Genomic DNA, 22298 nt, shown 5'->3' with positions numbered 1-22298 from the left:
TGGAGCGGCCCGCGTTCGGGCGGCAGGCCGCTCGCCTGTTTTTGTTGAAGCATCGCGCGTCTGTGAGAACGCGCGATGCGACTGCGAAGTCGTGTCAGGGAGATTTGTTGCAGGCCAACGTGCAACGAACAAGGCAGAACGCCGTCGCAGCCGCCGCGGCCCGTTGCCGCCTATTCGGCCGGCGACAGGGGCCGTTCGATCGCCTCATCCTTGATCGGCCAGTGCACGATGGCGGCGAAGATGCCGAGGCCGACGCTGATCCACCACACCACGTCATAGGAACCGGTCGTGTCGTAGAGCCGGCCGCCGAGCCAGACGCCGATGAACGAACCGATCTGGTGTGACAGGAAGACGACGCCGAAAAGGGTCGCCATGTAGCGCGGACCAAACATCACCGCCACAAGCCCCGAAGTCGGCGGCACGGTCGCAAGCCACAGAAGCCCCATGGAAGCGGAGAAGATCATCAGAGTGACCGGCGACAGCGGCAGCAGGATGAAGAACACGATGATGGCGGCCCGCGCCAGATAGATCACGGCCAGGATGATCTGCTTGGGATGGCGCTGGCCAAGCGAACCGGCCACGAGCGAACCGACGACGTTGAACAGGCCGATCATCGCGATCGACCAGCCGCCCCAGGACGGATCGAGCCCCTTGTCGACGATATAGGCCGGCAGGTGAACGGTGATGAAGGCAAGGTGGAAGCCACAGACGAAAAAGCCGGCGACGAGGAGGAGATAGCTCGGGTGGCCGAAGGCCTCCGCCAGCGCTTCCGGGATGCTCTGGTCGCGGCCGCCGAACTGCGACGCGTGCGCGGCCGGCTTGCCCTTGAGCGGCACGGAGAAGGCGGAGATCAGCACGAACGTGAGCCCGCCGAGGGCGATGAGCGCCATCTGCCAGCCATAGCCGTCGATGAGAGCCTGGCCGAGCGGAGCGAACAGGAACTGGCCGAAGGAGCCCGCCGCCGTGCCGATGCCGAAGGCGATCGATCGCTTTTCCGGGGAGACGATCCGCCCGTACGCGGCGAGAACGATGGAAAACGAAGACGCGGAGAGGCCGATACCGAACAGGAGGCCGGCGGAGATATGCAGCCAGAACGGGGTCGGAGCCCAGGCCATGAGCATCATGCCGCCGCCGCAAAGGACGGCGCCGGCAATCAGTACCCGGGTGGTGCCGTACCGGTCCGCAAAGGCGCCCGCGAATGGCTGACCGATGCCCCAGAGAAGGTTCTGCACGGCAATGGCGAGCGCGAAGGTCTCCCGGCTCCAGCCGCGCACTTCCGTCATAGGCGCGAGGAAGAGCCCCATCGAGGAACGGGGACCGAAGGAAGCCATGGCGACGAGGCCGCCGCAGGCGATGATGAACGGCAAGGATCGCCAGAAAGGCGTCATGGTACCGGCGGTACTGGACTGGCTCAAAGGTCTTCTCCCTCCACGACCGATGTTTCGCCTCCGGATCCGAGCAAGCGGACCCATCGGCACCGGCCTTCCGTCATCGGTCCCCCGCCACCCCCTCAGCGGCGCAGGACCCGGCACCCTGCCGTTACAGACATGCCCTTGGCTATAGCCGCCCTGCCGCTACGTGATAAGTCAAAACTATTCATGTCGACCATCAGCTTTCTTAATAAGACAACGTGCCGGCCATTTCGCTTGCTCCCGCGTTTGCGCCGACCGAGGGGACGTGCGCCCCGCCACAATGGAATACGCGCCAGCTCAGCATCAAGCCATTGATTTAAAATCACTTATGCCGAATTCCGATCACATCTTCGAAAAACGGGACTGGATTTCCGCCACGCGAACGCCTATAAAAGCTCCAATTGAGCATAAGTAGGCAGACCAACCGGCAGCGCTCCGGTTATTCATACGGCTTATTTATACTCATTATGAGCATAATATGGGAAGGAGCCTTCCGATGTCCGCCACACAGCGTATCCGCCAGGAGGATTCCGGCACCGGCCCGCGCCTTCGCGGCGGACCGTCCGCCTCCGCCGCGATGCCCGAGCTTTCCTATACGGAGGACGTGGCGCGGGAGACGGCCGAAGCCTATGAGAAGGTCCGACACGTCATCCCCGCCATCGAATGGCCGGCCTACGCGCCCTACGTCAAGGCGATCAACGACCTGAAGCGGCAGCGCAACGCGGTCATTCTGGCGCACAACTACATGACGCCGGAGATCTTTCATGGCGTGGCCGATATCGTCGGCGACAGCCTGCAGCTCGCCAAGGAGGCGGCGCGGTCGGAGGCGGATGTGATCGTCCAGTGCGGCGTGCACTTCATGGCCGAGACCTCGAAGATCCTGAACCCGGACAAGACCATTCTGATGCCCGACATGGACGCGGGCTGCTCTCTCGCCCAGTCGATCACGGGCGCGGACGTTCGCGCGCTTCGCGAAAAGCATCCCGGCGTGCCGATCGTCACCTATGTGAACACGTCGGCCGAGGTGAAGGCGGAATGCGATATCTGCTGCACGTCGTCGAACGCCGTGGAAGTGGTGGAATCGCTCGGCGCACCGCGCGTTCTGCTGATCCCCGACCAGTATCTCGCCGCCAATGTGGCGCAGCGCACCGATGTCGAGATCCTGACCTGGGAGGGCGCCTGCATCGTCCACCAGCGCTTCACCGGCGCTGAGATGCGCGAATACCGCGAGGCGGTGCCGGGGGTGAAGATCGTCGCCCACCCGGAATGCCCGACCGACGTAACGGCTGAGGCCGACTACACCGGCTCCACCGCCGGCATGATCACGTGGCTGAAGCAGAACCGGCCGGAAAAGGCGCTGCTCGTCACCGAATGCTCGATGGCGGACAACATCGCCGCCGAGGCGCCGGGCGTCGACTTCGTGCGCCCCTGCAATCTCTGTCCCTACATGAAGATGATCACGCTGCCGAAGATCCTCGCGAGCCTCGTCCACATGCGTGACGAGGTCATCGTCGATCCGGCCATCGCCGCGCGCGCGCGCATCGCCGTGGAGCGGATGATCAATCTGAAGAGCTGACGCGGGGCCCCTGCCCCGGCGCAGCGGCGTTCAGGGCATCTGCTCCCTTTGCGCGGGAAAACCGTCATGACCAAGGATCCGCTTGCCGCCCTCGTTCCAGACCTTGCGGCCACATCCGGCAAACCGGGCCATCCGGCCTTGCAAGACGATGTCGTCATCCTCGGCGGCGGCCTTGCGGGGCTTTTTTGCGCCCTGAAGCTTAGTCCGCGTCCGGTGACCGTGCTGACGGCGGCGCCCATCGGCGAGGGCGCATCGTCCGCCTGGGCGCAGGGCGGCATTGCGGCAGCCGTTTCCGAAGGCGACACGACCGAAGCCCATGCAAAGGACACGATCGCCGTCGGCGGCGGTATCTGCGATGAGGAAATCGTCTTCTCGATGACGCGGGAGGCGCCCGAACGCATCGCGGATCTGCTCCGCTACGGCGTGCCCTTCGACCGGGACCTTGAAGGCAAGCTCGTCCTCTCGCGCGAGGCCGCGCACTCCGAGCGCCGGGTGGTTCGCGTCGGCGGCGACGGGGCGGGGCGGGCGATCATGGACGCTGTGATCGCCGCTGTGCGTGCCACGCCTTCCATCCGCGTGCTGGAAGGCTTCGTCGGCGAAAGCCTGATCGATGAGAGCGGCACCGTTTCCGGCATCATTGCGCGGCGCAAGGCGGACGGTCGGCGCTTTGCCTTGCGGGCGGGCGCGGTGGTGCTGGCCTCCGGCGGGATCGGCCATCTCTACGAGGTGACCACCAATCCGAACGAGGCCGCCGGACAGGGCCTCGCCATGGCGGCGCGCGCCGGCGCCGTGATCGCCGATGCCGAATTCGTGCAGTTTCACCCCACCGCCATCGACATCGGGCGCGATCCGGCGCCGCTCGCCACCGAGGCCCTGCGCGGCGAGGGATCGTGGCTTGTCAACCGCGCCGGCGAACGCTTCATGGATGGCGTTCATCCGCTGAAGGAACTCGCGCCGCGCGACATCGTCGCCCGCGCCATCCACAACGAAGTGGCCGCCGGCATGGGCGCCTTCCTAGATACGCGTGCCGCAATCGGCGCGGCATTTGCGGACCGCTACCCGACGGTCAGCGCGAGTTGCCGCGCGGCCGGCATCGATCCGGCGAGAGAGCCGATCCCGGTCCGTCCGGCCGCGCACTATCACATGGGCGGGGTGTGGACGGACGCGCGCGGCCGGACCTCGCTTGCCGGCCTGTGGGCCGCCGGCGAGGTTTCCTCCACCGGCGTGCACGGCGCAAACCGCCTCGCCTCCAACTCGTTGCTGGAAGCCGTGGTGTTTGCCGCCCGGATCGCGCAGGACATCGCAAATACCCTGCCCGCCAACGCGACCGCGCAACGGGAGCCTCTTCCGGAGCCTTGCGCGGGACCGGCCCCTTCCGACATCGACGGCGAGCGGATCGCGCACCTGCGTCAGATCATGACGCGCCATGTCGGCGTCGTGCGGACCGGTGAGGGACTGAAAGCGGCCCTTGCCGAAATCGCCGCACTTGCCGAGGGGTGTCACGATATCGATTGCGCCAACATGCTCGTTGCCGCGAAAATGGTGGCCGCGGCAGCCTATGCCCGGCGGGAAAGCCGCGGCGCGCATTGCCGCTCCGACCATCCCCACGAAGAGGCGGACCTTGCCCATCGCAGCCGGATGACGCTGAGCGACGCCGATGCCATTCTGTGCGAAGCGGTTCCCGCCGTTTGCGCTAACGCCCCTGCCCCGATGCTGGAAGACGCCCGATGACACCGACCCTGCCCGATCTGCCGCGCCTGATGATCGACGATGCGGTGAAGGCCGCATTGCTGGAGGACTGGGGACGTGCAGGCGATATCACCAGTCAGGCGACCATCCCGAGAGAGGCCCGCGCCCGTGCGGTGATCGTCTCGCGCAAGGAGGGACGGCTTGCAGGAACGGGCTTCGTGGAAAGCGCCTGCCGGCTGACCGATCCGGCAATTCGCATCGATATCTTGGCCAACGACGGCGATGCGCTGAAGCCGGGGACGATTGTGGCCCGGATTTCCGGACCTGCCCGCTCGATCCTTTCGTGTGAGCGCATCGGGCTCAACTATCTCGGCCATCTGAGCGGCATTGCCACGGCGACATCGCGCTTCGTCGCGAAGATCGCGCACACGAGGGCCTCGATCGTGTGCACGCGCAAGACGACGCCGGGCCTGCGTGCCTTCGAGAAATACGCCGTGCGCTGCGGCGGCGGGTCGAACCACCGGTTCGGACTCGACGATGCGGTGCTGATCAAGGACAACCACATCGCGGTCGCAGGCGGGGTGGTGCGCGCCATCGAGCGGGCGAAGGCCCATGCCGGCCACATGGTGAAGATCGAAGTCGAGGTCGACACGCTGGAGCAGTTGCGCGAGGCGATGACGGCCGGTCCCGACGCCGTGCTGCTGGACAACATGGGACCGGAAAGCCTGAAAAGCGCGGTCGATATCGTTGCGGGCCGCGCGCTGACCGAGGCCTCTGGCGGCATCGAGCTCGACACCGTCGCGGCGATCGCGGAATCGGGGGTCGATCTGATCTCCACCGGCTGGATCACCCATTCCGCGCCGGTGCTGGACCTGGGGCTCGATATCGAGATCGACTAAGCACGGCCGGGACCGGGCTGGCGTTCAGGCGGCGGCCATTTCCTCATTGTAGCGGCAAACGCGGTTCCGGCCGGCATTTTTCGCCGCATAGAGCGCGGTGTCCGCCGCATCGAACATCACGCTGATCGACGTTGGTACATCGACTGAGCAGCCATAAACACCGGCGCTCACCGTGCAACGGATTGCCCGCGTCGAGCAGAAGATCTTCTGCCGCGCGAATCTCAGTCGGATGCGGTTCGCCACCACCAGGGCGCGCTCTGGCGTGCAGTCTTCGAGGAAGACGGCGAATTCCTCCCCGCCGATGCGCGCGGCAACGTCCTGCTTGCGCAGGCTTGATCCGCACACGTAGGCAAAGCGGCGGAGCACCACGTCGCCAAAGGCATGGCCATACTGGTCGTTCAACGCCTTGAAGCGATCCAGATCGAAAACGATGATCGCCATATTGCCGCGCGGTGCGGCCGCGAGGACCAGATCGTCAAATGCCCGGCGATTGAGAAGGCCGGTCAGCGCATCCGTGCGCGCCTCCACCATGTGGGCCCTCGCCACCCTTTCCTGATTGATGGCGAGCGAAAGTCCGCCAATCCCGGTCACGCCGATGATGGAAACGAGGGCATTGAAGTTTTCCGCCCAGTTCTGCGGAGCGTGGCCGATTTCAAGCGGGTTGTTCAAGAGCAGCATGACCGCGCAGCAGGAGAAGGAAAATGCCTCCAGCAGGTAAAGCCCCGTCAGCCATTTCAGCGAATGGAGGTTTTCCGACCGGGCGCGCCAGTATTCCGATGCGGTCGCCACGAGCAGAGCGGTCGAGGCGGCGTTCATCAGGATGAACATGGTGCCGTCGAGCCCGGCCAGGTGGAGCGGCAGTTGCAGCGCGACCATCGCCAGGATCAGGGCGCATGCCCTGCGCACAGGAAAACCGCCGCAGCGAAACTGGCGGGCCGCGCTCCAGCACAGCACGAAGCCGAAGAGAATGAGCGTGGTTCCGATGACCGCAGGTATAAAGGACGGATCCTCGGAATGGAGGCCGAAGGCGGCCGAGCCCGCCACAAGTACGAGTGCGGCGAATGACCAGGACAGCAAAAACGTGTCGCGCCGGTTCGCAACCCACGAGACGGCAAGTGTCATGCTCGTGGCGACGCAGCTGACCGCAACGGCCAGGATAAGTGAGCTATATTCTAAGGTCATGAATCGAAGTCGCCGAACCTATTGGTCACGAACGCCGCGAGACCTTGGCCCCCCAAACCTTAATTTGAGGTTCACCGGCACTTAGAACAATGACTAAACTATTGGCATTTCCCGGCGAGATTTCGCTGAAACAAGGTATCCCCTAAACAGGGGATACGACCGCAACGCACTGTTGCTCGAAACATATTGTCGCATTCGAAGTACAGGGCGCGCGCGAGCAGGCCCGAGCCCACCGCCGCGCCCGCTGCACATGCCGGCCGCCCGTTTAGCTCCAGCCGCCGCCGTAGGTCTGGTAGAAGACGTGTCGGCCGATCTTCTCCAGACGCTTCATCTTGCGTGCCCAGCGCGGGCGCACATAGGTGGCGTGATAATGGGTCGAGGCGCCGACCTTGTCCGACCAGTGCTTGCCGGCAATCATTTCGCGGGCGATCTTCTGCGCTTCTTCCCAGGAGTCCTTGGAGTCGATGCGGTCGCGCACGCCATCGCAGGCGAAGGAGAACTGGCAGGAATTGCGCTGCGTGCGGTTCTGGTAGACGACCTTGCAGATGGTGGAGGGATAGGCCGGATTCTTGACCCGGTTGAGCACCACCTGGGCGACGGCCGCCTGACCGGCCTCCGGCTCTCCGCGCGACTCGAAATAGATCGCCTCGGCAAGGCAGCGCTGTTCCTTCGGCAGGATTACGCTGGCCGGCAACGGATTGGAAACCCACCAGTGCGGATTCTCCCGGTCGACGGCCTCTTCTTCCGGCGTCGGCCCCGGAGGCATGCCGAACAGGGCCGCGAACGGCAGCGACGTGTCTTCCACGGCGCTCGGCGCATAGGCGGAAAGCGCTGAGAAACCGGCGGCGGCGGCGGCGCGCGCCATCAGCATCTTGTTGAGGTTGAGTGGCTTGCCGTCGCTCCTGGTCGCGGCGTTGTTGGAGGCGACCATCTGGTTCTGCGGCACGGCCTGCGGCTGCACGAAGGCGACGCGCGGCAGGCTCTGGCGGGGTTCCGCGCCGATCAGGCTGCTCATGTAGTAGACGGAGCCCGCCGACTGATCGACCATCTGACGGTCGGGCGCCACGGAGACGAGACGGTTGCCCTTGGCCGCACGGTTGGTGCGCACCTCTTCCGGCACCTCGACGATGCCGCGGCCGACGACCCGGGCATCAATGCCGCGCACGATGACTGAACGGCCGTTCTTCGTCGATGTCGTGATCTGGTAGCTCGGGCCGGAAGCGGCGTCCGCGGATGCGAGCGTCAGCGTCGGTTCGGCCGACGTCGTCTCGCCCGTCGCCTCGATCGCCGCAAGCCAGCGTTCGGATGGCCGCTCCTCGCGCTGCATGAGGCTCAGCGTATCCTGATAGGCGAAGGTATCGGGAAAGCCGATATAGATCGCCAACCCCAGCAGGGTGGACCTGGTGAACACGCCGGTGACGCGGCTAACGCTGAACGCAGACAGGCCGGACATACCTGTTACTCCACAAAACCCAATTCGGCCTCGCCGACACACACGGCACGGAACACACTCCGCCCCGCCTGCCGGCCCTCTCCGGTCGGACACAGAACCTTCGGGCCAAGGCCCGGGGCGTCTCGTCCAACCCCGCCGATACGCGGTGTCGCTTCCTCAGCGACGGTCCCCATGAAACGGGCTTAACCTTGAAAGAGGGTTAACTGCGCTGAAAATCGCGGAAAATTGCGTAGTCCCCTGCACGGTCGCGGGGCGTTAAGGTTAAGGCGGCCGCTGGCGGAAGATTTACAGGGCCCAGCCGCAGCGGCTGGGCAAAACCGCCCACACGCCCCATTGGCGTACCCGCGAAAACTGACCTATATGAGGGCTGATAGCGTCAGCTTCGCGCGGCGAAACAGGGAGATTTTCTTGGCCTTTCTCACCCGATTGCGCAAACGACTGCCCGGCAAGCTTGGCCAGGTTCCGCCCGTCCTTCCCGTGGTGCGTCTGCAGGGGGCGATCGGGCTCGCCTCTCCGCTTCGCCCGGGCCTCACGCTGGCAAGCTGCGCCTCAAATCTGGAAAAGGCGTTCCGCCACGACGGCGTGCCGGCTGTCGCCATCATCGTCAATTCGCCGGGCGGCTCGCCGGTTCAGGCGCGCCTGATCTACCAGCGCATCCGCCAGCTCGCCAAGGAGCACGAAAAGCAGGTGCTCGTCTTCGTGGAAGACGTGGCGGCCTCCGGCGGCTACATGATCGCGATCGCCGGCGACGAGATCATCGCCGACCCCTCCTCCATCGTCGGCTCGATCGGCGTGATCTCCGCCGGCTTCGGCTTCGTCGAGCTGCTGGAGAAGATGGGCGTGGAACGGCGCATGCACACGTCCGGCGCGCGCAAGGGCATCCTCGATCCCTTCCAGCCGGAGAACCCCGACGACGTGACCCATCTGGAAACGCTGCAGCAGGAGATCCACGAGGTTTTCATCGAGATGGTGCGCTCCCGCCGGGGCGACGTCCTGAGCGACGATCCGGATCTCTTCTCCGGCCTGTTCTGGGTGGGAGAGACGGCCCGTTCGCTCGGCCTTGTCGACGATCTGGGAGACCTCCGCTCGGTCGCGCAGGCGCGCTACGGAGACAAGGTGCAGTTGCGGCTGGTCGGCGGCGAGCGCTCGATCTGGCCACGGCGCGCGGGCGTGGGCGTCGATGGCATGACGGCTGTTCTGGAGGGACGCGGCGGACTTGCGCGCGATCTCGTCGCCGCCCTGGAAGAGCGTAGCCTCTGGTCGCGCTTCGGTCTGTAATCTCAAGGAAAACAAGCCGTGCTTGCAAAAATTGGCACCTTGATCGTATCGCTGGCCGTGATTTTCATGATCGTGGCGGTCCTATCCGACCGGAACGGGCGGATGAAGCGCATGCGTGACCAGAAAGCCCGCAAATCCGGACGAAAGAGCGCCAAGACGCTCGTTCGCGATCCCGAGTCCGGCAAGTACCGAACCCGGGATGATGATGACGAAGTCTAGCAGTCACGGGTCGGTACGCGCTCAAAAGTCCCGCAACTCGTTGCACTTCAGAAGATAGATCGCGCCACGTTCGCGGCCGGCTATCTGATAGCTGCAATGCGGGTCCTTCGGCAGGAGCTCTGCGCGCGGTTCCGGGCGGTTCGGACGCCGATGATGCGTCGGGGGCTGCCCCGGCGCACCGGTCGGGCTGACGATACCGATGGGCTGCGGGCGGGCGACCCCTCCGCCTCCCCCTTGCGCCTCGCCGCCTCCTGAAGCCGCACCGGCGCTTCCTCCGCCGGCGCCGTTTCCACCGGCTCCGGCCTGCGCTGCGCCGCCGTCCCCCCTCCACCCTTGACCGGGTAGGGGGCCGCCGATAGTGTCCGCGCGCCGATTGCGCCTTCCGCGACGCATTCACGGCCGTCCGGCACTCTCAGGATTATCGAAATCATGCCTATGGAAACCGGGGCGGAGGAAACTGCCGCCTATCTCAGCCCGCAGCGCTCTTTCCAGGGGCTCATCCTCACCTTGCAGCGTTTCTGGGCCGACCAGGGCTGCGTGATCCTGCAACCCTATGACATGGAAGTGGGCGCGGGTACCTTTCACCCGGCAACGACGCTGCGGTCTCTGGGACCGCGCCCGTGGAAGGCCGCCTATGTGCAGCCCTCGCGCCGGCCGACGGACGGACGATACGGCGAGAACCCGAACCGGCTGCAGCACTACTATCAGTTTCAGGCCATCCTGAAGCCGTCGCCGGAGAACCTGCAGGAGCTCTACCTCGCCTCGCTGGCCGCCATCGGCCTCGACCCGGAGGTCCACGACATCCGCTTCGTCGAGGACGACTGGGAGAGCCCGACGCTGGGTGCCTGGGGGCTCGGCTGGGAATGCTGGTGCGACGGCATGGAAGTCTCGCAGTTCACCTACTTTCAGCAGGTGGCGGGCTTCGAGTGCGCGCCGGTCGCCGGTGAACTCACCTACGGGCTTGAACGGCTGGCGATGTACGTGCAGGGCATCGACAACGTCTACGACCTCAATTTCAACGGCCGCGAGGGCGACGAGAAGGTCACCTATGGCGACGTCTTCCTGCAGGCGGAGCAGGAATATTCGCGCCACAATTTCGAGTATGCCAACACCGAGATGCTCTTCCGTCATTTCCGCGATGCCGAAGGCGAATGCAAGGCACTGCTGGAAGCCGGCGAAAAGGCGATGGAAGAGGCTGGCGACGGGATTCACAAGCTGGTGTTCCCCGCCTACGACCAGTGCATCAAGGCCTCGCACTGCTTCAACCTGCTCGATGCGCGCGGCGTGATCTCGGTGACGGAGCGCCAGTCCTATATCCTGCGCGTGCGCGAGCTTGCCAAGGCCTGCGGCGCAGCCTTTCTCAAGACCCGGGCCGGCGGCGCGCAATAGCCGCCGGAGGCCGCGTCACGCGCCGTTCCGGTTCGAGATCCGTTGAGAGATGGCCGGCATCCGCAGGCACGCAAAGCAGGGACTGGGCCTTGAGCGGCTTCAGGCCTGGTTGAGCCTTGCAAGGCTTTCGGTCAGCGGCCCGCACAGACGCTCGAAACGGCGCTGCACCTTGCGTCGCCGCACGCTGGAGAACAGCGTGGAGACCGGAATGAATTCCTTGTTCTGACGGAACTTCAGGTCATAGGCGACAAGGCGAAAACCGTCGCCATTGCGCACGAAGCCGATATTGCCAGGCTCGTCGCATGACGCCAGGATCGCATAGCGCTGGCAGAAGCGCGCAAATTCGGTGACCTCACGCAGAACGAATTCCGCCTCCAGCGCAGCCGGTCCCTCGCCCTTCATGATCGTGAGCAGGCTGACAGGCCCATCGCCTTCGCTGCCGCGCACGAGATCGAAGCACAGGCCGCTGCCCAGATCCGTTTCCACCGGGCCGTGCATCTTCGGAAAGTAGCGCTCCAGCGGAACGCCCGCGCCGGCGAGATCGCAATAGTGGTCGTATTCGCGGCGGTTGGAGTCCACTGCACCACGTCTAAAGAAACGCTCGATGCGGCCGTGATGGCGCGTGTCCTTACGACGCTTGAGGACCTTGACGCACTTGGTGGCATCGTCAGGATGAAGGTAGCAGTGCCGGAAATCGCCCGATGAAAGCGGTGCCCGCCCCGATAACACTATCATATTGTTCTGTTTTCTGTTTTCGATGTCACCAAAATGTCATTTAAAATGACAAAAAGATGACAAACATCGCAATCATCGTTGCGTTGGTGCGGCGAAATGTCACAGTCCGTGGGGTGGGATTGTGGGGTTCGGCGGACAGCCGCACGGCCAGAAGCCCGGCGGCTGCCGCAAGGCATGAGGCTTCCCGCAAGACTTGCGGAGGCACGCCGGGACAGCGGTTCAGATCGCGGTTCAAATGCGCCGAGGTGTTATCCAGATCACATGACAACGCTCGTCCGACTGACTAGCTTCGAACCGATGCGAAGCTTCTGCGTTGCGAATGCGGGCGATATCCGCCCCTTGTGATGCCCGCAAAGGCGCGTGGCCCAGCCCGTTTGGAGACCCGTTATGACCACATGGATCGTCGTCGCCGTGATCGCGGCGATCGCTCTCTACATCGTGTCCCTCTACAACCGCCTCGTTCGGCAGCGACAGATGGTGCGCGAGGGATGGAGCGGCATCGATGTGCAGCTGAAACGCCGGTTCGACCTGATCCCCAACCTGGTGGAGACGGTGAAGGGCTACATGACTCACGAGCGCGACACGCTCGCCGCGGTCACCCACATGCGCGCGCAGGCCGGCAACGTGCCGTCCGGCGACGTGGCGGCGCGGGCTCAGGCCGAAGGGCTGCTCGGCGCGGCGCTCGGGAGGCTCATGGCGGTGGCGGAGAGTTATCCGGACCTGAAGGCGTCAAACAACTTCCTCGAATTGCAGGGCGCACTGGACAAGGTCGAGCACGAACTCCAGATGGCGCGACGCTATTACAACGGCGCGGTGCGCGACCTGAACGTAATGGTGGAATCCTTCCCCTCCAACCTGGTGGCAGGCCAGTTCGGCTTCTCCAAGGAGGACTATTTCGAGATCGAGGACGCCTCGCAACGCGCCACCCCGAAAGTCAGCTTCGACGCAGGCTGAGCGAACCAATCGAAGGCCCTTGCCGGAATGCCCCTATCCCGACGCCCCGCCGCGCTGCCCGGCCTTGTCGCCGCGCTGCTGATCGTCCTGACGACTTTTCTTGCAGCGTCTGCCGCCCCCTTGCGGGCCGAAGAGCGCATCACCTCCTATGACAGCACGATCCGCATCGCGCGCGACGGCACGTTAGAGGTTACCGAAACCATCGTCGCCGATGCGGAGGGCCGCGACATCAAGCGCGGCATCTATCGCGACTTCCCGCTCGTTTTCGAGGACGCGGACGGACAGCGGCACAAGGTCGGGTTCAAGCTGCTTTCGGTCCGGCGCGACGGCGCGCAAGAGCCCTACAAGGAGAACTGGAGCAGCGACGGCGTGCGCATCTATATCGGCGATCCCAATGCCATTCTCGCGCATCGCAGCCACACCTTCCAGATCACCTACGAAACGACGCGCCAGATCCGGTTTTTCGACAATCACGACGAGCTCTACTGGAACGTCACGGGCCAGGAATGGAGGTTTCCGATCGAGCATGCGAGCGCACGCGTCGTGCTGCCGGAGGGCGTGACGGCCACGAAGTGGCAGGCGTTCACCGGCCGCTTCGGCGCAACGGGCACCGACTGGACGGCCGAGGCGAAAAGGAACGGCGGCGCCATCGTCTTCTCCACAACGCGCGCACTTCAGATGGGCGAAGGTTTCTCGATCGCGGTCGCGATGCCGAAGGGAACGATCGCCCAGCCGACCGTGGCCCAGGAAGCGGCCTACCTCCTTCTCGATCACCACAGCGAGATCGTCGCCTTCGGCGGCCTCGCCGTCGTCCTCGCCTATTTCGTATGGGCGTGGCTGCGGGTCGGGCGCGATCCGCCCAAGGGCACGATCATCCCGCTCTTCGAGGCGCCGGAAGGCGTTTCGCCGGCGCTGGCCGACTATATCCTCAATCGCGGCTTTTCGGGTGCCGGCTGGCGTGCGCTGTCGGCCGCGTGCATCGATCTGGCGGTCAAGGGCTATCTGGAGCTTGACGACCTGCGCTCGCGGATCACCCTGCGGCCGACACGCAAGAGCGACGGCATCGCAGCACTTCCCCCCGGAGAAGCAGCCGTCCTGACCGCGCTCGGCGGCGAGCCGCTTCAGCTTTCCAAGAAGAACGGATCGTCGGTTGCATCCCTGGGCTCGAAATTCCGTGGAGCCATCACCAGCGAGAACCGCAGCCGCTTTTTCAAGAGCAACACAGCACACTGGCTGCCGGGCCTGGGGCTCAGCCTGTCCGCGCTCGTCGCACTCGTTCTTTTCGGCGACCTCGGCGAGCAGGATATCTTCTTGCTCGGGGTCGTGACGATCTTCGTGACGTTCTTCACCATCATCATCGTCCGGGTCGGCCTCGACGTGATCCGCACCAGATCGCTCTCCGGAGCGGTTCACTTCATTCTTTTCGGCTCGATGATCGTCATCTTCATGGGTGCAATCGGCCTGCAGGTCCTCAGCATCGCCTTGACCACAGGCGGCGCGCCGTTGGTGGTCGTGACGATCGTTGCGCTGCTTTGGGTGAACATCCTGTTCTATTACCTGATGGGCGCCCCCACCGCTCACGGCCGGCTGCTGATGGACCGGCTGGAAGGGCTCAAGCTCTACCTGTCAGTCGCCGAGCGGGATCGCCTGAACATGAACGGCGCACCGGAGATGTCGCCGACGCGCTTCGAAACGCTCTTGCCGTATGCGGTCGCACTGGAGGTGGAGAAGCCCTGGTCGGAGGCGTTCCAGAACTGGCTCGAGACAGCCACCGCAGCCAAGGAGAGCGGAATGACGGCGGCGTATGTGCCGGCCTGGTATCATGGCCGCCGCTTCGCGCCACAGGATTTCGGCAACGCCATGTCCGCGACCGTCGACGCGATGTCGAACTCTTTCACGACATCGCTGCCGACACCCAAATCGTCGTCGTCCGGGTTTTCGAGCGGCGGCGGCGGGGGTGGTGTCGGCGGAGGCGGCGGCGGAGGAGGAGGCGGCGGCTGGTAACCCGGCGCCGTCCGACGTTCGGCCGCGGTAGCGTGCAACAGCCGCCCGCCTCGCAGCAGTCGGTTAGCCTAGAAAGAAACAACCGGTCTCAGGCGCTCAGGCGCTCCTTGACCTCATGCGACAGGAACTCCGAAACGGCATCGGCCGACATTGGCCGTCCGAACAGGTAACCCTGACCGAAATCGCACCCCAGCCGTTTCAACGCGAGCATCTGGCTCTCGTCCTCGATGCCCTCGGCGGTGGCCGTGATGCCCATGCCATGCGCGAGGCCTAGAACTGCGGAGATGATCTGCTCGCTTTCCCGGCGCTTGCACATGGTGCGGACGAAGGACTGATCGATCTTGAGCTTGTGGATCGGGAAATCGCAGACGTAGCGCAGGCTGGAATGCCCGGTCCCGAAGTCGTCGAGCGCGATCTTGATGCCGGTGCTGGCAAGGATGTCGAGGCTCTCGCGCGCCAGCGGGACATCGCGCACAAGCGCCGTCTCGGTGATTTCCAGCTCCAGCCGCGACGGGCTCAGCCCCACCTCCCCCAGCACGGAGAGGACGTCGAGACCGAGCGTGCGCTCGCGCAGCTGCAAGCCGGAGATGTTGAAGGACAGGCCGATCTCCTTCGGCCAGCCGAGCGCAGCGGTGCCGGCCTTGCGCAACAGGCGCTCGCTCAGCAGCCCGATCTGACCGGTTTCCTCGGCAGTCTGTATGAACCTGTCCGGCCGCACCCACCCAAGCTGCGGATCATACCAGCGCGCAAGACACTCGAAGGCAACGGTCTTGCCGGTATTCAGGTCCAGTATAGGCTGGAAGAAGGGCACGATGCGGTCTTCCGCGATCGCCATCCGCAAGGCGCTCTCCATCCGCGCAAAATCGGACAGGGCGCGCTCCATCTCCTCGTCAAACAGCGCATAGCGGGAACGTCCGTTGTTTTTCGCATGGCGGCCGGCGACATCGGCCCGACGCAACAGCAGAGGCGCGGTGCGCCCGTCCTGCGGATACCGTGCGACGCCGATGCCAACCGAGATCATGATCTCGTTGCCGAGCACCCGGTAGGGATCCTCCATCGCCAGGATGAGGTGCTGGACGAGCCGGGATACGTCGATGTCGCGCCGCAGGGGCCGGGTCAGCAGGGCGAACTCATCCGCCCCGATCCGCGCGACGATCCCCTCGCTCCCGATCGCCGTCGTCAGCCGGCTGGCCAGAGCGAGAAGGAGATTGTCTCCCACGGCATGACCGTAGGTGTCATTGACATGGTTGAACGCATCGACATTGAGAACCAGGATCGCACGCGGACTGGTCGGGTTTTCGCGAATACATGCCGCGAACAGCCGTTCGTACTTGTAGCGATTGGGAAGTCCCGTCAGCGTGTCATGCAGGGTAAGCCGGACGACCGCGCTCTCCGCCGCACGGCGCAGGCGAACCTCGGTCCTGAGGTCCGCAACCCGTCGGGCCGCATAGATCACCGCCGCCAGGCCGACGACGAAACCGGCGGACAGGATCTCGTCGAGCTGCCATGCTTCATGCCTTCGGGTATAAGAAAACAACAGTTCGAACAGATCCACATAGGCCGCCAGAAGCAAAAGCGGCAGACTGATGGCACATATCACCACCGCGTCCCGCTTCGCACGCGACCCATATCGGATAGCGTAGAAGGCATGCTTAATTCGTGACATGGGCCTTCCATTCAGCTTTCAGGCATCTTCACCTCCCTTCTTTCATATCCGAACGGCATTTACATAAGTACATTCAAATATATACGTATCATTACTCACCCACTTCCCACCGATAATCACAACAAGGCCGCCGATACGATCTTCCGCACGCCCTTCCGGTCTCGTCTTCTCCGGTCGCGTCGCCGCTCCGGCTGCGGCAGATCGGCTGACACGACGCGACATGCGGCGATCTATTGCGAGGGGACGTGACAAGACCGGCGCAACTTGCTAACCGACTGTCCCGGAATTCTCATTCTTCATGCCCCGAAAGCGAACCCGATGTCCGATCTCCTCCTCGAACTGTTCTGCGAGGAAATCCCGGCGCGCATGCAACGTCGCGCTGCGGAAGACCTGAAGTCCATGGTCACAAACGCTCTGGTTGATGCGGGTCTGGTCTACGAAGGTGCAAAGGCCTTCTCAACGCCGCGCCGGCTTGCCCTGCAGGTCGCGGGCCTGCCCGCTCGTTCGCCGGAAACGCGCGAGGAACGCAAGGGTCCGCGCGTCGGCGCACCGGAAAAGGCACTGGAGGGCTTCCTGCGCGGCGCCGGGCTTTCATCCATCGAGGAGGCGAAGATCGTCTCCGATCCGAAGAAGGGCGATTTCTACGTCGCGGTCATCGAGAAGCCCGGCCGAGAGGCCACCGAAGTGATCTCGGAAATCGTCGCCGACACCGTGCGCAAGTTCCCCTGGCCGAAGTCGATGCGCTGGGGCGCGGCCTCGCGCGAGGCGGGCTCCTTGCGCTGGGTGCGGCCGCTGCATTCGATCCTGTGCACCTTCGGCCCCGAAACCGAAGAGCCTGAGGTGATCGCCGTCGATATCGAAGGCGTTGCCAGCGGCAACACGACCAGGGGACATCGCTTCCTGGCACCGGACACCTTCGAGGTGCGCCGCTTCGACGATTACATGCCGAAGCTGGAAAAGGCCAAGGTCGTGCTCGATGCCGACCGTCGCAAGGACATCATCGCCCACGATGCCCGGGACCGGGCGCTTGCGCTGGGGCTTGAGCTCGTTGAGGACGAGGGACTTCTGGAAGAGATCGCAGGGCTCGTGGAATGGCCGGTCGTGCTGGTCGGCTCGTTCGACGAGGCATTCCTGGAAGTGCCCGACGAGGTCATCCGCGCCACGATCCGCGCCAACCAGAAGTGTTTCGTGATGAAGGATCCGGCGACCGGGCGGCTGACCAACCGGTTCGTGCTCGTCTCCAACCTGGAGGCGACCGACGGCGGCAAGACGATCATCGCGGGCAACGAGAAGGTCATTCGCGCCCGACTTTCGGATGCGAAATTCTTCTGGGATACCGACCTGAAGACCAAGCTTCAGGACAATGTCGCGAAGCTCTCAAGCATCGTCTTCCACGAAAAGCTCGGCACGCAGGCGGAACGCGTGACGCGTCTGGAAGCATTGAGCGCGGCGATCGCACCGGTGGTGGGCGCGGATGCGGACAAGGCGCGCCGCGCCGCACATCTCGCCAAGGCCGATCTCGTCAGCCACATGGTCTACGAATTCCCGGAAGTGCAGGGCCTGATGGGGCGCTATTACGCCACCCGCCAGGGCGAGGATCCGGCCGTCGCCAACGCCATCGAGCAGCACTACAAGCCGCAAGGCCCCTCCGACGAGGTGCCGAGCGATCCCGTTGCCATTGCAGTGGCGCTCGCCGACAAGCAGGATCTGCTCACCGGCTTCTGGGCCATCGACGAGAAGCCCACGGGCTCCAAGGACCCCTACGCGCTGCGCCGTGCGGCACTCGGCGTCATCCGCATCGTGCTGACAAACGGGCTGCGGCTGCCGCTGCTCAAGGTCTTCGCCAAGGCGCGGCCCGATTTCGCGGAAGCCGGCGACCTCCTCTCCTTCTTCGCCGACCGGCTCAAGGTGCATCTTCGCGAGGATGGGGCCCGCCACGATCTGATCGACGCCGTCTTCTCGCTGGAAGGCCAGGACGACCTCCTGATGATCGTCAAGCGGGTGGAGGCGCTCGGTCACTTCCTGGAGACGGAAGACGGGGCATCGCTTCTCGCCGGCACCAAGCGGGCGACGAACATCCTCCGGATCGAGGAAAAGAAGTTCAACAAGACTTACTCCGGCAAGCCGCACGCCGACCATCTGGTGGAACAGGCGGAAATCGATCTCGCCGCCGCCGTGGATGCGGCTCGCGCGGAGGCCGAGCAGGCGGTCCGGCGCGAGGATTTCGCCGCCGCCATGACCGCGCTTGCCAAGCTGCGCGCGCCGGTGGACCGGTTCTTCGAGGACATCCTCGTCAACGCAGATGACATGACCGTGCGCGAGAACCGCCTGAAGCTGCTGAACGAGATCCGCGAGGCCACGATGACCGTGGCGGACTTCTCCAGGATCGAAGGCTGAGAGCTGAGGGCTGCGGCCCTCAGCTCCCTTGCGCATGGAGACGGCGCCCGCGCGGCCGCGGGCGCCGAATACGCCTGGGACAGGCTCGCGGTGCGACAAAGGTGCCTTCCGGAAACCTTGTCAGTCTCGTTGCGAAATGCGCAAAGTGGCGACGTGAAATCGTAATGGGCACCTGGCCTTCATGCCAATGTGCCGATGAGGCCCTCGCATGCGGGGAGGTCCGGACGGGATGAGGCGGCATGAGTCCAGAGCTGGCAATCAGCGAATATTGCGAGCGCATAGATGGCTCGTTCTGGGCCGAGCCGGCCAACGCGGTCTCCAATATCGCCTTTCTTGCAACCGCAGTCGGCGTGTGGTGGCTGTTGCCGCGCGGAGCACCGCGTGACTTTCCGGCGCTGCTCCTCATCGGGCTCACTGTGTGCACGGCGATCGGTTCCTTCCTTTTCCACACCATGCCCTCTGCGACGACGGCGATCTTCGACGTGCTGCCGATCGGCCTGTTGATCTACGCCAGCTTCTTCATCGCACTCATGCGCTTCCTGAAGCAGTCCCTGCTGGCGGCGATATGGCTCACGGCCGGCTTCCTCGTGTTTTCCATTGCGATCAGCTTCGGTCTTCGAAACGTGCTCGGCACCTCGGCAGGCTACGTGCCGGCTCTCGTTGCGCTTTACGGCGTCGGAATTGTCGCCCTGCCGCGCAACCGCCGGATCGGTGAGGGCATGATCATGACCGCGCTGATGTTCACGCTTTCGCTGGTATTGCGCACGATGGACGGACCGGTCTGCGGCTGGTTTCCCATCGGCACGCATTTCATGTGGCACGTCCTCAATGCGGTCGTCATCTACATGCTGCTTCGCCTCATCGTTCATGCCCGCCAGCCCAAGAGGCAGGAGTATTGAGCCGCCAAGCTGCGCATGACGGTTAAAAAGTGCTTCGTTTTCAATCTTTGCGTGGTGCCCTCGATTCCATCGCAGGCCAGCATGTTCTAAGGTGCGGCAAATTTTCCGCACGAAGAAGCAGGCACCCCATGGATCAGACCCCCACGCAGATCAGCGAGCTCGAAGAAGCCGCTCTGTTCTATCATCGCTATCCGCGTTCCGGGAAACTCGAGATCCAGGCCACAAAGCCGCTCGGCAACCAGCGCGATCTCGCGCTTGCCTATTCGCCAGGCGTGGCCGCTCCGTGCCGCGCGATCGCCGACAATCCCGATCTGGCGGCCGACTACACCAGCCGCGGCAACCTGGTCGCCGTCGTCTCCAACGGCACCGCCGTTCTGGGCCTCGGCGCCATTGGCCCCCTCGCCTCCAAGCCGGTGATGGAAGGCAAGGCGGTTCTGTTCAAGAAATTCGCCGGCATCGATGTCTTCGACATCGAGATCGAGGCCCGGGATGTCGACCGCATGGTCGACATCATTTCCGCGCTGGAGCCGACCTTCGGCGGCATCAACCTTGAAGACATCAAGGCGCCGGAGTGCTTCCAGGTGGAAGCGCGGCTGCGCGAGAAGATGAACATCCCGGTCTTCCACGACGATCAGCACGGCACGGCGATCATCGTGGCGGCAGCCGTGCAGAACGCGATGAAACTCGCCGGCAAGGACATTTCCAAGGTCAAGATCGTCGCTTCCGGCGCCGGTGCGGCCGCGCTTGCCTGCCTCAACCTGCTGGTGTCGCTCGGCGCGAGCCTCGACAACATCTGGGTTACCGATCTGGCCGGCGTCGTCTATGAGGGCCGCACCGAGCTCATGGACGAGTGGAAGGACAAGTTCGCGCGCAAGACCGACAAGCGGACGCTCTCCGAGGTCATCGAGGGCGCGGACATCTTCCTCGGCGTTTCCGCAGGCGGCGTGCTCAAGGCCGAGATGGTAGCGCGGATGGCGGAAAGGCCGCTCATTCTGGCGCTCGCCAACCCCACCCCGGAAATCATGCCGGAACAGGTGGCCGAGGTGCGCGACGATGCCATGATGTGCACGGGGCGCTCCGACTATCCCAATCAGGTTAACAACGTCCTGTGCTTCCCGCACATCTTCCGCGGCGCGCTCGACGTCGGCGCGACGACGATCAACGAGGAGATGAAGCTCGCCGCCGCACAGGCGATCGCCGAGCTTGCCAAGGAAGAGCCCTCCGAGGCAGCGGCCCAGGCCTATGGCGGCAACACGCCGATCTTTGGGCCGACCTACCTGATCCCCTCCCCCTTCGACCAGCGGCTCATCCTGCGCATCGCGCCCGCCGTGGCGAAGGCGGCGATGGAGAGCGGCGTGGCGCGTCGGCCGATCGAGGATTTCGAGGCCTATCTCGACCAGCTCAACCGGTTCGTCTTCCGCTCCGGGCTGATCATGAAGCCGGTCTTCGCCGCCGCGAAGAACACCGGCAAGCGCGTCATCTATGCCGACGGCGAGGACGAGCGCGTCCTGCGCGCCGCCCAGGTAATGATCGAGGACGGGACGGCAAAGCCGATCCTGATCGGCCGGCCCGGCGTGCTTGCCACGCGCTGCGAGCGGTTCGGGCTGCATGTCCGTCCCGGTGAGGATTTCGACTTCATCAACCCGGAAGACGATCCGCGCTACCGCGACTACGTGGACGAGCTCCTGACCTGCGTGGGGCGCAAGGGCGTGACGCCGGAAGGCGCCCGGCGGCTGGTGCGGGGCAACACCACGGCGATCGGCGCGCTCGCTGTGCGCCGGGGCGATGCCGATGCGCTCATCTGCGGGCTCGACGGCCGTTTCGATCGGCACCGGATGATGATCGAGCAGGTCATCGGCCGGGCGCAAGGCGTGCGTGCGCTGTCCACCATGTCGCTGCTGATCAACTCCATGGGGGCCTATTTCCTCACCGACACCTATGTCACCGACGATCCGACGGCGGAGGAAGTGGCGGAAATGACCCTGCTCGCCGCCGGCCAGATCGCCCGTTTCGGCATCACGCCAAAGGTCGCGCTGCTGTCGAGTTCGAATTTCGGTTCGCGCAATTGCGAAGGCTCCAAGAAGATGCGCGCCGCGGCGGAGCTTCTGTGGAAGGTGGCGCCGGATCTCGCGGTCGACGGCGAGATGCACGGCGATGCCGCGCTTTCGGAGGAGCTTCGTGCACGGGTGGTGTCGGATTCGAAACTCGAAGGGGCCGCGAACCTGCTGGTATTCCCCTCGCTGGAAGCCGCCAACATCGCGCTCAACCTGCTGAAGGTCATGACCGACGCGCTGCATGTCGGCCCCATCCTGCTGGGCGGCGCAAAGCCCGCACACATCCTCACGCCGTCGGTAACATCTCGCGGCGTGGTCAACATGTCCGCATTTGCGGCCGTGGAAGCGCAGGCGGTCGAAAACGGCACCCTGGCGGCCGCGCAATAGGGAGCAGGCGCATATAAGAGATAGGAAGGGCCGCAACCTCTCACGGAGGTTCAAGCCCGGAACATTTCACGGTCAACCGGCAGCAATTCGCCCATCGTTCGAGAC

The 22298-nt window shown here is 64.4% G+C and carries 16 protein-coding genes; 11 read left to right on the top strand and 5 right to left on the bottom strand.

Features of this window, described 5'->3' with window-relative positions:
* Window positions 1–170: 170 nt before the first annotated feature.
* Entirely contained in the window at window positions 171–1388 is a 1218-nt protein-coding gene (locus V2L18_RS15100) for an MFS transporter (RefSeq protein WP_336179142.1), read from the bottom strand.
* 520 nt (window positions 1389–1908) lie between these two features.
* Here V2L18_RS15100 and nadA point away from each other — a divergent pair.
* The 3 genes from nadA (at window position 1909) to nadC (ending at window position 5576) form a co-directional block, all read left to right on the top strand.
* Entirely contained in the window at window positions 1909–2988 is a 1080-nt protein-coding gene (nadA, locus tag V2L18_RS15095; protein WP_336179085.1) for a quinolinate synthase NadA, read from the top strand.
* Window positions 2989–3054: 66 nt separating this feature from the next.
* Window positions 3055–4719 (top strand): L-aspartate oxidase, encoded by a 1665-nt coding sequence (locus tag V2L18_RS15090; protein WP_336179084.1) that lies wholly within the window; start codon window positions 3055–3057, stop codon window positions 4717–4719.
* Window positions 4716–5576, top strand: a complete 861-nt coding sequence (gene nadC / locus V2L18_RS15085; protein WP_336179083.1) for a carboxylating nicotinate-nucleotide diphosphorylase — start codon at window positions 4716–4718, stop codon at window positions 5574–5576. Before V2L18_RS15090 ends, nadC begins: the two co-directional genes overlap by 4 nt.
* Before the next feature lie 24 nt (window positions 5577–5600).
* Here nadC and V2L18_RS15080 read toward each other — a convergent pair whose 3' ends face one another.
* Both V2L18_RS15080 and V2L18_RS15075 read right to left on the bottom strand, forming a co-directional pair.
* On the bottom strand, window positions 5601–6758 hold the full coding sequence (locus V2L18_RS15080; protein WP_336179082.1) for a GGDEF domain-containing protein: 1158 nt from the start codon (window positions 6756–6758) through the stop codon (window positions 5601–5603).
* A gap of 265 nt (window positions 6759–7023) precedes the next feature.
* A complete protein-coding gene (locus tag V2L18_RS15075; protein WP_336179081.1) occupies window positions 7024–8211 on the bottom strand; it encodes a cell wall hydrolase in 1188 nt (395 codons plus the stop codon).
* Window positions 8212–8637: 426 nt separating this feature from the next.
* On the opposite strand from V2L18_RS15075, the gene V2L18_RS15070 reads away from it, so the two are divergent.
* From V2L18_RS15070 to V2L18_RS15060, 3 genes are all read left to right on the top strand, one after another.
* Window positions 8638–9489, top strand: coding sequence for a S49 family peptidase (locus V2L18_RS15070; RefSeq protein ID WP_336179141.1), 852 nt, complete (start codon window positions 8638–8640; stop codon window positions 9487–9489).
* Between the two features lie 18 nt (window positions 9490–9507).
* Window positions 9508–9708, top strand: coding sequence for a hypothetical protein (locus V2L18_RS15065; RefSeq protein ID WP_336179080.1), 201 nt, complete (start codon window positions 9508–9510; stop codon window positions 9706–9708).
* Between the two features lie 429 nt (window positions 9709–10137).
* The gene (locus tag V2L18_RS15060) at window positions 10138–11097 is read left to right on the top strand and encodes a glycine--tRNA ligase subunit alpha (protein ID WP_336179079.1); all 960 of its coding nucleotides are present in this window, start codon (window positions 10138–10140) and stop codon (window positions 11095–11097) included.
* Window positions 11098–11196: 99 nt separating this feature from the next.
* Here V2L18_RS15060 and V2L18_RS15055 read toward each other — a convergent pair whose 3' ends face one another.
* On the bottom strand, window positions 11197–11832 hold the full coding sequence (locus V2L18_RS15055) for a YrbL family protein (RefSeq protein WP_336179078.1): 636 nt from the start codon (window positions 11830–11832) through the stop codon (window positions 11197–11199).
* Between the two features lie 387 nt (window positions 11833–12219).
* Between V2L18_RS15055 and V2L18_RS15050 the strand changes: the two genes are divergently transcribed.
* Window positions 12220–12786, top strand: coding sequence for a LemA family protein (locus V2L18_RS15050; protein ID WP_336179077.1), 567 nt, complete (start codon window positions 12220–12222; stop codon window positions 12784–12786).
* 54 nt (window positions 12787–12840) lie between these two features.
* Entirely contained in the window at window positions 12841–14790 is a 1950-nt protein-coding gene (locus V2L18_RS15045; protein WP_336179140.1) for a DUF2207 domain-containing protein, read from the top strand.
* An 88-nt stretch (window positions 14791–14878) separates the two neighbouring features.
* Here the strand turns inward: V2L18_RS15045 and V2L18_RS15040 are convergent, their stop codons facing one another.
* On the bottom strand, window positions 14879–16456 hold the full coding sequence (locus V2L18_RS15040; protein WP_336179076.1) for an EAL domain-containing protein: 1578 nt from the start codon (window positions 16454–16456) through the stop codon (window positions 14879–14881).
* Window positions 16457–16774: 318 nt separating this feature from the next.
* On the opposite strand from V2L18_RS15040, the gene glyS reads away from it, so the two are divergent.
* The 3 genes from glyS to V2L18_RS15025 all read left to right on the top strand — a co-directional run bounded on the left by glyS (window position 16775) and on the right by V2L18_RS15025 (window position 22193).
* Window positions 16775–18853: a glycine--tRNA ligase subunit beta gene (glyS, locus tag V2L18_RS15035; RefSeq protein ID WP_336179075.1), complete on the top strand. Its 2079-nt coding sequence runs from the start codon at window positions 16775–16777 to the stop codon at window positions 18851–18853.
* A 239-nt stretch (window positions 18854–19092) separates the two neighbouring features.
* Complete coding sequence (locus V2L18_RS15030) at window positions 19093–19752, top strand: ceramidase domain-containing protein (protein ID WP_336179074.1); 660 nt, start codon at window positions 19093–19095, stop codon at window positions 19750–19752.
* A gap of 128 nt (window positions 19753–19880) precedes the next feature.
* Window positions 19881–22193 carry an NADP-dependent malic enzyme gene (locus V2L18_RS15025; RefSeq protein ID WP_336179073.1) on the top strand — a complete coding sequence of 771 codons (2313 nt, stop codon included), beginning with the start codon at window positions 19881–19883 and terminating at the stop codon, window positions 22191–22193.
* Window positions 22194–22298: the final 105 nt, after the last annotated feature.

The organism is Breoghania sp. JC706 (assembly GCF_037026715.1).
Taxonomy (GTDB): Bacteria; Pseudomonadota; Alphaproteobacteria; order Rhizobiales; family Stappiaceae; genus Breoghania.
This window is presented reverse-complemented; position numbering and strand designations above follow the sequence as displayed.

Excerpts from the sequence above, each read along its gene's own strand:
- V2L18_RS15100 (WP_336179142.1), bottom strand. The coding sequence starts at position 1,388 with ATGACGCCTTTCTGGCGATCCTTGCCGTTCATCATCGCCTGCGGCGGC.
- nadA (WP_336179085.1), top strand. The coding sequence starts at position 1,909 with ATGTCCGCCACACAGCGTATCCGCCAGGAGGATTCCGGCACCGGCCCG.
- V2L18_RS15090 (WP_336179084.1), top strand. The coding sequence starts at position 3,055 with ATGACCAAGGATCCGCTTGCCGCCCTCGTTCCAGACCTTGCGGCCACA.
- nadC (WP_336179083.1), top strand. The coding sequence starts at position 4,716 with ATGACACCGACCCTGCCCGATCTGCCGCGCCTGATGATCGACGATGCG.
- V2L18_RS15080 (WP_336179082.1), bottom strand. The coding sequence starts at position 6,758 with ATGACCTTAGAATATAGCTCACTTATCCTGGCCGTTGCGGTCAGCTGC.
- V2L18_RS15075 (WP_336179081.1), bottom strand. The coding sequence starts at position 8,211 with ATGTCCGGCCTGTCTGCGTTCAGCGTTAGCCGCGTCACCGGCGTGTTC.
- V2L18_RS15060 (WP_336179079.1), top strand. The coding sequence starts at position 10,138 with ATGCCTATGGAAACCGGGGCGGAGGAAACTGCCGCCTATCTCAGCCCG.
- V2L18_RS15055 (WP_336179078.1), bottom strand. The coding sequence starts at position 11,832 with ATGATAGTGTTATCGGGGCGGGCACCGCTTTCATCGGGCGATTTCCGG.
- V2L18_RS15050 (WP_336179077.1), top strand. The coding sequence starts at position 12,220 with ATGACCACATGGATCGTCGTCGCCGTGATCGCGGCGATCGCTCTCTAC.
- V2L18_RS15040 (WP_336179076.1), bottom strand. The coding sequence starts at position 16,456 with ATGTCACGAATTAAGCATGCCTTCTACGCTATCCGATATGGGTCGCGT.
- glyS (WP_336179075.1), top strand. The coding sequence starts at position 16,775 with ATGTCCGATCTCCTCCTCGAACTGTTCTGCGAGGAAATCCCGGCGCGC.
- V2L18_RS15030 (WP_336179074.1), top strand. The coding sequence starts at position 19,093 with ATGAGTCCAGAGCTGGCAATCAGCGAATATTGCGAGCGCATAGATGGC.
- V2L18_RS15025 (WP_336179073.1), top strand. The coding sequence starts at position 19,881 with ATGGATCAGACCCCCACGCAGATCAGCGAGCTCGAAGAAGCCGCTCTG.